This window comes from Nocardia sp. NPDC004582, from assembly GCF_053602115.1.
The window spans coordinates 53,105-60,510 of the sequence record NZ_JBSGCY010000026.1; the positions used below are offsets into that span (position 1 = coordinate 53,105).

Consider the following 7,406-nt stretch of genomic DNA (forward strand, 5'->3'; position numbering starts at 1 on the left):
CCGTACCCGGCGGTACGACATGCAGGTGAACGGCTGGTCAAAGCCGGTTCAGACGCATGTCGGTTGGGCTACGTTGTGACCATTTCAATCAGTGACCGTTGTACCGCACGGGAGAGTTGGCGCATGGCGACCATCGAGTACCTCCGGACGGATCCCGACCTGCCACCGGTGGGCGTCGTGGACCGGACACCCATGACACCGGCGAAGAAGGGCATCTTCCTCGCCATCGCCGTCGTCGGCGCGATCGCCTGGGCCATCCTCGCGTTCATGCGCGGCGAGAACGTGAACGCGGTGTGGATCGTCATCGCGGCCCTGTGCACGTACGTGCTCGCGTACCAGTTCTACGCGCGGCTCATCGAATACAAGATCACCAAGCCGCGTGACGACGTCGCCACTCCCGCCGAGGAGATGGAGAACGGCAAGGACTACATGCCGATGGACCGGCGGGTCCTGTTCGGCCACCACTTCGCCGCCATCGCCGGCGCGGGCCCGCTGGTCGGCCCGGTGCTCGCCGCCCAGATGGGCTACCTACCCGGCACCATCTGGATCATCGTCGGCGTGGTGCTGGCCGGTGCGGTGCAGGACTACCTGGTCCTGTGGGCGTCGGTGAAGCGCCGCGGCCGCTCGCTGGGCCAGATGGCGCGCGACGAACTCGGCGTGGTCGGCGGCGTGGCGGCCATCGTCGCCGTGCTCGTCATCATGATGATCCTGCTCGCCGTGCTCGGCATCGTCGTCGTGAATGCCCTTGCGGCGACCGAGAACAAGACCACCCACGTGCTCGAGGGCGGCAGCCCGTGGGGTGTGTTCTCCATCGCCATGACCATCCCGATCGCCCTGTTCATGGGCTTGTACCTGCGGTACCTGCGCCCCGGCAAGGTCGGCGAGGTGTCGATCATCGGCTTCGCGGCGCTGCTGCTGGCCATCATCTCCGGCAACTGGGTCGCCGGATCCGGTTGGGGCCGTGACCTGTTCACGCTGTCGGGCACCACCATCTCCTGGATGCTGATCATCTACGGCTTCGTCGCGTCGGTGCTGCCGGTGTGGATGCTGCTCGCCCCGCGCGACTACCTGTCGACCTTCATGAAGATCGGCACCATCGGCCTGCTCGCCCTCGGCGTGCTCGCCACCATGCCGGTGCTGCAGGCCCCCGCGGTCTCCCAGTTCGCGAGCAACTCCAACGGACCGTCCTTCGCGGGCAGCCTGTTCCCGTTCCTGTTCATCACCATCGCGTGCGGCGCGCTGTCGGGCTTCCACTCGCTGGTGTCCTCGGGCACCACGCCCAAGCTGCTGGAGAAGCAGTCGCAGGCGCGGATGATCGGCTACGGCGGCATGCTGATGGAGTCGTTCGTGGCGGTCATGGCGATCATCGCGGCGTCGATCCTGGATCAGCACCTGTACTTCGCGATCAACACCCCCAACCTGACCTCCGCGCAGGCGGCCGCCGACAGCGTCAACAAGCTCGGCCTGAGCGGCAACCCGATCGACGCGCAATACCTGAACGACGTGGCCGCGGGCACGGGTGAATCCCGCGTCTACTCCCGCACCGGTGGCGCGCCCACCCTCGCCATCGGCATGACCGAGATCATGCACAAGTTCATCGGCGGCAACAGCCTCAAGGCGTTCTGGTACCACTTCGCGATCATGTTCGAGGCGCTGTTCATCCTCACCACGATCGACGCCGGCACCCGGGTCGCGCGGTTCATGCTCTCGGATTCGCTGGGCAACCTGGGCGGCGTCGCCAAGAAGTTCCGCGACCCGTCGTGGTGGCCGGGCGTGTTCATCTGCTCCGGGCTGGTGGTGGCCGCGTGGGGTTCGGTGCTGCTGATGGGCGTCACCGACCCGCTGGGCGGCATCAACACGCTGTACCCGCTGTTCGGCATCTCCAACCAGCTGCTCGCGGCCATCGCGCTGACGGTGGTGCTGGTGATCGTGGTGAAGAAGGGCCTGCTGAAATGGGCCTGGATTCCGGCGGTTCCGCTGGTCTGGGACCTGATCGTCACCATGACGGCCTCGTTCCAGAAGATCTTCTCCGGGGACCCGAAGATCGGCTACTGGACGCTGCACTACAACACCATCGACAAGCAGAACGCCTATATCGCGGCCCGGGACACCGGTCAGCTGCCGAAGGGCATCAAGGACGTCGACGCGCTGAACCTGCAGATCAGCAATATGGACAAGATCATCCGCAATACCTTCATCCAGGGCACGCTGTCGATCGTGTTCGCGGTGATGGTGCTGATCGTGGCGCTGGTCGGCGTCTGGGTCTGCGTGAAGACCATCCGGGCGGGCGGCGGCTCGACCACCGAGACCGAGGAAGTGCCGTCGAAGCTGTTCGGCCCCAAGGGGTTCATCGCCACCAAGGCCGAACGGGAGGTCCAGCAGGAATGGGACGCCCTGATCGCCGCGGGCAAGGTCGTCGCACCCGGCGCGAGGCATTGACGCGCCGATGACCACCCCCGACGCCCCGCCCACCGCAGGTCCGCTGCGGCGGGCGGGGCTCGCCCTCGTCCGGGCCGTGAAAGCCGTTGCCTGGTGGTTCAACTCGATCCTCGGCGGCAACGACTACGCCCGCTACGTGCAGCATCAGCGCCTGCACCATCCCGGCTGCGAGATTCCCAGTGAACGGGACTATTGGCGCGACCGGCACGCCGCGGCGGACAAGAATCCGGCCAACCGCTGCTGTTGAGCACGGGTGACCGTTTTTCGCCGACGCCCATGGCTGATTTCCGCTAGCGCGGGCGGGCTCGGGCTGACATGGTGGTATGCGTGAGTGCGAACGACTTGGACTTCGAGCGTTGCTACCGCGCCGTGGCCACCCGGGACTCCCGGTTCGACGGACACTTCGTGACCGCGGTACGCACCACCGGAATCTATTGCCGCCCTTCCTGTCCGGCCATCACCCCCAAACGCGCCAACGTCACCTTCCTGCCGACCGCGGCCGCGGCCCAGCAGGGCGGATTCCGGGCCTGCCGCCGCTGCCTGCCCGACGCCGCGCCCGGATCACCCCTGTGGAACACCCGCGCCGACCTGGCCTCCCGGGCCATGCGACTGATCGGCGACGGCGTCATCGAACGCGGCGGCGTGCCCGCCCTCGCCAACGCCCTCGGCTACTCGCAGCGCCAGCTCACCCGGGTGCTCACCGGCGAACTCGGCGCGGGCCCACTGGCTTTGGCGCGCGCCCACCGCGCCCACACCGCGCGACTGCTCATCCAGACCACCCGGCTGCCCATGTCCGACATCGCGTTCGCGGCCGGATTCGCCAGCATCCGGCAGTTCAACGACACCGTGCGCGAGGTCTTCGCCGTCAGCCCCACCGCGCTGCGCGAGGAATCCCGCCGCCGCAACGGCGACACCCTGCCCGCCACCAACGGGCTGCTCACCCTGCGCCTGCCCTACCGCGAACCGCTGGACCGATCCTGGCTGGAGTGGTTCCTCGCCGCGCACGCCGCGCCCGGGCTGGAGCTGTACGAGAACGGGGTGTACACGCGCAGCCTGCGAACACCGCACGGTCACACCACCATTCGGCTGTCGATCCAGCCGGGACACGTGCGAGCGGCGCTGTCATTGCAGGACATGCGCGACCTCGCGGCGACCGTGGCGCGCATCCGGCACTTCCTCGACCTCGACGCCGATCCCGTCGGCATCGACGAGGCGTTGACCGCGGGCATGGCGGGGATGCCGCTGCGGGTTGGCATCGCACACACGGCCAACGGCACCGCCCTGCCCGCGGGCATTCGCGTGCCCGGCTGCATGGACGGGTCGGAACTGTTGCTGCGCACCATGATCGGGCAGCAGATCTCGGTGGCCGCCGCCAACACCCACACCGCGCGCCTGGTACAGCAGCTGGGCGAGCCCATCGACGGGCCCATCCCGCACCTGTTCCCCACCGCCGAGGCCATCGCCGAACACGGCTCCGAGGTGCTCACCGGGCCCGGGCGGCGGATCGACGCCATCGTCGGCGCGGCCAAAGCCATCGCCAATGGCGACCTGGTGCTGCACTCCGGACGCACCGCCGCCGAACTCCGCCGCGACCTGCTCGCTCTGGACGGCGTCGGGCCCTGGACCGCCGACTACGTCACCATGCGACTACTGGCCGACCCGGACGTCCTGCTGCCCTCCGACCTGGTCGTCCGCCGCGGCGCGGCCCTGCTGGGCGTGGATCTCACCGCGACCGCCCGCTGGTCCCCCTGGCGGTCCTACCTCACCATGCACCTGTGGAAACACGCCCTGGCCAACCCGGAACCGCGTGCCTCCACGGCGCCGGCCCAGACCCGGAGGATTTCACCGTGAGCTCCGAAACCGCCCGCGCATCAGCGGATTACGCCACCATGGCCACACCCGCGGGCCCGTTCACCGCCCTGGTGGACGCCGACGGGGTGGTCCTCGCGTCCGGCTGGACCGCTGATCCCGAGGAACTGCGCGCGCTCATCCACCCCAGCCTCCGTCCGGCGGAGCTGCGCGCCCGCGACGCCCTCGGCGCGGTCTCGCGGGCCATCGCCGACTACCACGCCGGTGATCTGACCGGCATCGACGCCATCCCGGTCCGCCAGGTCTCCGGCCCCTTCCTCACCCACGCCTGGGAGATCCTCCGCAAGATCCCCGCCGGCGACCCGGTCACCTACACCGACTTCGCGGCCGTCTCCGGCCGCCCCGCCGCCACCCGCGCGGCGGCGAACGCCTGTGCCCGCAACGCCGCCGCCCTGTTCGTGCCCTGCCACCGCGTCATCCGCACCGACGGGTCCCTGGGCGGCTTCCGCTACGGCCTGCCCATCAAGCGCTGGCTGCTGGACCACGAGTCCGCCTGACGGCGGCGCCCCGGCCGGCCCGCGATACAGCCACCGATTCCACCCGGTCGCCATTCATCCGACCGGCGGTGTCAGGCCCCCGGCGTACCGTGGCAACCATGTGCCGCAACATCCACACCCTGCACAACTTCGAGCCGCCGGCCACCCCGGACGAGGTGCACGCGGCCGCCCTGCAATACGTCCGCAAGATCAGCGGAACCACCAAGCCCTCCCAGGCCAACCAGGCCGCCTTCGACCTCGCCGTCGAGGAGATCACCGCCGCCACCACCCGCCTGCTCGAGGGCCTGACCACCAACGCCCCGCCCAAGGACCGCGAGGTCGAGGCCGCCAAGGCCCGCGCCCGCGCCGAAGTCCGCTACGCCCGCGGCTGACCGGCACTGGTCAGCCGCCGACCGAGGTTTCCAGACGGGAGCCGGTGCGGCCGCGGATGACGTGCAGACGGCTGGGAATGCGCTGGCGCATTTCGTCGACGTGGCTGACCACGCCGACCACACGGCCGCCGGAGCGGAGTTCGTCGAGGACGCCCATGACCGAGTCGAGGGTGTCGGCGTCGAGGCTGCCGAAACCCTCGTCGATGAAGAGGGTGTCCATGACCAGGCCGCCCGATTCGGCGGAGACGACATCGGCCAGGCCCAGGGCCAGGGACAGGGAGGCCATGAAGGTCTCGCCGCCGGAGAGGGTCTTGGCGGGGCGGACCGCGCCGGTGTAGTCGTCGCGGATGTCGAGGCCCAGGCCGCCACGACGGCCGCGAGGGCCCGCGGCGTCGGTGTGGACGAATTCGTAGCGGCCGCCGGACATGCGGCGCAGGCGCACCGATCCGGCGAGGGCCACCTCTTCCAGGCGGGCGGCCAGGACGTAGGACCGCAGGGACATGCGGCGGTTGTTCTCGCCACGGCCCGCGACCACCTCGGAAAGGCGGGCCAGTTCGTCGTGGGCGCGTTGCAGGGGGGCGATGTGCTCGACGTCGGTCCGTAGCCGGGCGCACAGGCCCGTCAGCTGGTCGACCCGCCGTTCCGCCTCGGCGTGGGCCGCCACCGCCCGATTCAGCTCCGATTCCGCCTGGGCCACAGCGTTTTCCAGCTCACCCGGATCGCCCGGTTCGGTGTCCCCGGCGGCGCGGATATCCGGTTCGGCGAGGACGGCCTCGGCGTGGGCGCGGGCGCGGTCGGCGGCCACCAGCTCGTCCTCGATCTCCGACTGCCGCGCGGGCGTGCGCGAGGCGGCGTCGACCGCGCGGGCGTACTCGCCGAGGACTGCGTAATCCGGGCCCGACTCCCCCATCACCGGCGGCGCGGATTCCACCAAACCCGCTTCATACGAGAGCTTTTCGACCCGCACGGCGGCCGCGGCCACCTGCTCGCGGGCGGTGACGGTTTCGACGCGGGCCGCGCGGAGCGCACTGGCCTCCTCGACCAGGGCGGTGAGCCGCGCCCGCCGCCGCTCGACCGTGCCGTCGGCTCCGGCGGCGGCGCGCAACCGCTCGGTGAGTTCGGCCAGCCGGCGATCGGCGGCCACGATCCGCTCGGTGGTCGCGCTCACGCGGCTCTCGCACGCACGCGCCTCGTCCTGAAGCCGGGTCTGGTCCGCCCGCAGCGTGTTCAGCTCGGCGGTGAGCCCGTCGACCAGTCCCGCCGCCCGTTCGGCGGCGGTGAACTGCCGCGTCGAATCGTCCAGCGCCGCAGCGAGTTCCGCCTTGTCGACGTCACCGCCCCGCTCGACCAGCACCTCGACGGCCCGTTCCAGCTCCGCCACCAGCTGCCCGGCTCGCTCCCGCGCGGCCTCGGCCGCCCGCTCGGTGGCCAGGGCCGCGTCCTCGTCCGCCTTGGACACCGCGTGTTCGGCGGGCCGCGCCGGATCCGGGTGCGCGTCGGATCCGCACACCGCGCACGGCTCCCCCTCGACCAGCGCCTCGGCCAGTTCCGCCGCCATCCCGGCCATGCGCTGCTCCCGCAGCGCCTGCGTCCGCTTCCACGCCTGCGCGTGCGCGGACTTCGCCTGCTCGAAAGCGGTTCCCGCCCGCGCCAGCTCGCCCCGCTTCCGCTCCAGCTCCACCGCGGCCTCCGCCGATGTCCGCAACCGCAGGCACTCGGCCTCCAGCCCGGTCAGCGCGGCCGCCGCGTCCGCGGCCCCGCGCAACCGGAACTCCACCCCCGCGACAGCTTCCGGCAACTCACCCAAACGCGCGATCAGCTTCGCCGCCCGCGCCCCCAAATCCTGCTGCTCGGTCCGCAGCCCCGCCAATTCCCGAGTCAGCTGATTCGCCGACTCCGCATCGGCCCGCACCTCATCCAGCGCCCCCACCTGCGCACTCCACCGCTGCACCGCCGCCTCGAGCCCGCCACCGGAACCGGCCGGGGGCAGGTCGACCGGTCCGGGGAGATCGGCCAGGTCTGGGGCGAGGTCGGTACCCGCGAGCTCGGCCGCGGCGAGATCAACTGCGGCCCAGCTGGTTCCGGGGAGCTCGGCGGTCGCGGGATCCAGCAGGCGGTCGGCGAGTTGTTCGGCGGCGCGGGTCGCGTCATCGGTGCGGCGGCGCAGGGCGACGGCGGCGACGCCATCGTGGTGCGCTGCGGCCTGGACCGGCCGCTGGAATTCACCAAG

General features: G+C 70.8%; 6 protein-coding genes. 5 read left to right on the forward strand and 1 reads right to left on the reverse strand.

The features are described from left to right. Nucleotides 1–123: 123 nt before the first annotated feature. The 5 genes from ACWELJ_RS10815 (at nucleotide 124) to ACWELJ_RS10835 (ending at nucleotide 5,176) form a co-directional block, all read left to right on the forward strand. On the forward strand, nucleotides 124–2,439 hold the full coding sequence (locus ACWELJ_RS10815; protein ID WP_452365965.1) for a carbon starvation CstA family protein: 2,316 nt from the start codon (nucleotides 124–126) through the stop codon (nucleotides 2,437–2,439). A 7-nt stretch (nucleotides 2,440–2,446) separates the two neighbouring features. Next, nucleotides 2,447–2,686, forward strand: a complete 240-nt coding sequence (locus ACWELJ_RS10820) for a YbdD/YjiX family protein (protein ID WP_452365966.1) — start codon at nucleotides 2,447–2,449, stop codon at nucleotides 2,684–2,686. A gap of 68 nt (nucleotides 2,687–2,754) precedes the next feature. Then, entirely contained in the window at nucleotides 2,755–4,290 is a 1,536-nt protein-coding gene (locus ACWELJ_RS10825; protein ID WP_452365967.1) for an Ada metal-binding domain-containing protein, read from the forward strand. A 38-nt stretch (nucleotides 4,291–4,328) separates the two neighbouring features. Next, complete coding sequence (locus tag ACWELJ_RS10830; protein ID WP_452365973.1) at nucleotides 4,329–4,805, forward strand: methylated-DNA--[protein]-cysteine S-methyltransferase; 477 nt, start codon at nucleotides 4,329–4,331, stop codon at nucleotides 4,803–4,805. Nucleotides 4,806–4,903: 98 nt separating this feature from the next. Beyond that, nucleotides 4,904–5,176, forward strand: coding sequence for a DUF2277 domain-containing protein (locus ACWELJ_RS10835; protein WP_452365968.1), 273 nt, complete (start codon nucleotides 4,904–4,906; stop codon nucleotides 5,174–5,176). A gap of 10 nt (nucleotides 5,177–5,186) precedes the next feature. On the opposite strand, the gene ACWELJ_RS10840 is transcribed toward ACWELJ_RS10835, so the two are convergent. Then, the coding region (locus ACWELJ_RS10840; RefSeq protein WP_452365969.1) for an SbcC/MukB-like Walker B domain-containing protein at nucleotides 5,187–7,406 on the reverse strand (2,220 nt) is incomplete at its 5' end.

Coding starts and splice junctions, on each gene's coding strand:
- ACWELJ_RS10815 (WP_452365965.1), top strand. CDS start 124: ATGGCGACCATCGAGTACCTCCGGACGGATCCCGACCTGCCACCGGTG.
- ACWELJ_RS10820 (WP_452365966.1), top strand. CDS start 2,447: ATGACCACCCCCGACGCCCCGCCCACCGCAGGTCCGCTGCGGCGGGCG.
- ACWELJ_RS10825 (WP_452365967.1), top strand. CDS start 2,755: ATGGTGGTATGCGTGAGTGCGAACGACTTGGACTTCGAGCGTTGCTAC.
- ACWELJ_RS10830 (WP_452365973.1), top strand. CDS start 4,329: ATGGCCACACCCGCGGGCCCGTTCACCGCCCTGGTGGACGCCGACGGG.
- ACWELJ_RS10835 (WP_452365968.1), top strand. CDS start 4,904: ATGTGCCGCAACATCCACACCCTGCACAACTTCGAGCCGCCGGCCACC.